At 60.1% G+C, this 1,122-nt stretch carries 2 protein-coding genes and 1 pseudogene; all 3 read right to left on the bottom strand.

The genetic code is table 11. The features are described 5' to 3' along the window. Window positions 1–197 (bottom strand): annotated as a pseudogene (locus tag AC1DWF_RS32280) (glycosyltransferase family 1 protein); the annotation flags it as partial. A 26-nt stretch (window positions 198–223) separates the two neighbouring features. After that, window positions 224–697: a transcription elongation factor GreA gene (gene greA, locus AC1DWF_RS32275; RefSeq protein WP_476782780.1), complete on the bottom strand. Its 474-nt coding sequence runs from the start codon at window positions 695–697 to the stop codon at window positions 224–226. A gap of 204 nt (window positions 698–901) precedes the next feature. Next, on the bottom strand, window positions 902–1,122 hold a 221-nt coding region (locus AC1DWF_RS32270), incomplete at its 5' end, for a hypothetical protein (RefSeq protein WP_476842603.1).

The following is a 1,122-nucleotide window of genomic DNA, read 5'->3' as shown; positions in this document are numbered from 1 at the left end:
GTCTCGGGCAGGCCGGGCCCGCACACGGCAATGCCCAGATCGCGCGCCTGTACCGGCACCAGTTGCACGATGGTGCTGGTGACGCCTGAAAGCCGTTTTTTGAGATTGGGCGCGAGCACCTCGATGCGCGCCATGCCGACCGCGCCGGATTTTTCGGCGCGGTCGGCAGTCTCGATCTTCTTTGCCTGGTCCGGCATGGCGACGGCCAATGCCGTTCCGCGCCTCAGATGAACTGCACCTGGACGATCTCGTAGCCACGTGCGCCGCCCGGCGCGTTGACCTCGATGGCGTCGCCCACTTCCTTGCCGATCAGCGCACGCGCAATCGGCGAGGAGATCGAAATGCGACCCGACTTCACGTCGGCTTCCTGGTCGCCGACGATCTGATAGGTCTTCTTTTCCTCGGTGTCGTCGTCGAGGAGAACAACCGTAGCGCCGAACTTGATCTTGTCGCCATTGAGCTTGGTGACGTCGATCACCTCGGCGCGCGCTATATAGTCCTCGAGCTCGTTGACCCGGCCCTCATTGAGGCTCTGCGATTCTTTCGCCGCGTGATATTCGGCGTTCTCCGAAAGATCGCCATGCGAGCGTGCCTCGGCGATGGCCTCGATGATGCGCGGACGCTCTTCCTGCTGGCGCCAGCGCAGCTCTTCCTTCAGCGCGACGAACCCACCCGCCGTCATCGGAACCTTGTTCATAGTCGACCTCTCCTGGCCTTTGCCGCGCGGCTTGCCTGTTGTTGCCGCGAGGCACAAAAAAAGAAAACGGTCCGGCAGCCTCGCTAACGGAACCGTCTCACCTCTATCTCCGGCGAATATAGCAATCCTGACGCAGAATTCACGTCAAAAAATTCGTTTGCCACCATTGAGCTGTTGGTAGCGAAAACCTGGCGCCGCTTTCCTTCACCCGCTTGTGATTGAAACTGCACCGCTTTGATGCTCTGTCATGGTTGCCGCTCCCGTCTTTGCACCTATGTCGGACCAATGACCTTGAAGCCTTGTCTCTACGCGCTCGCCTTCATGCTTCTTGTTTCGCCAGCCCTTGCCCTGGGCCGCGATGTTGACACGCAAAAGGTCAAGCTTCGCGCCGATGTCGTAACAAAAGACCTCGAACACCCCTGGGG

It is taken from the genome of Aminobacter sp. P4_D5 (assembly GCF_056401815.1).
The sequence above is the reverse complement of the archived record's forward strand: the minus strand, read 5'-3'. Positions and strand labels throughout refer to the sequence as shown.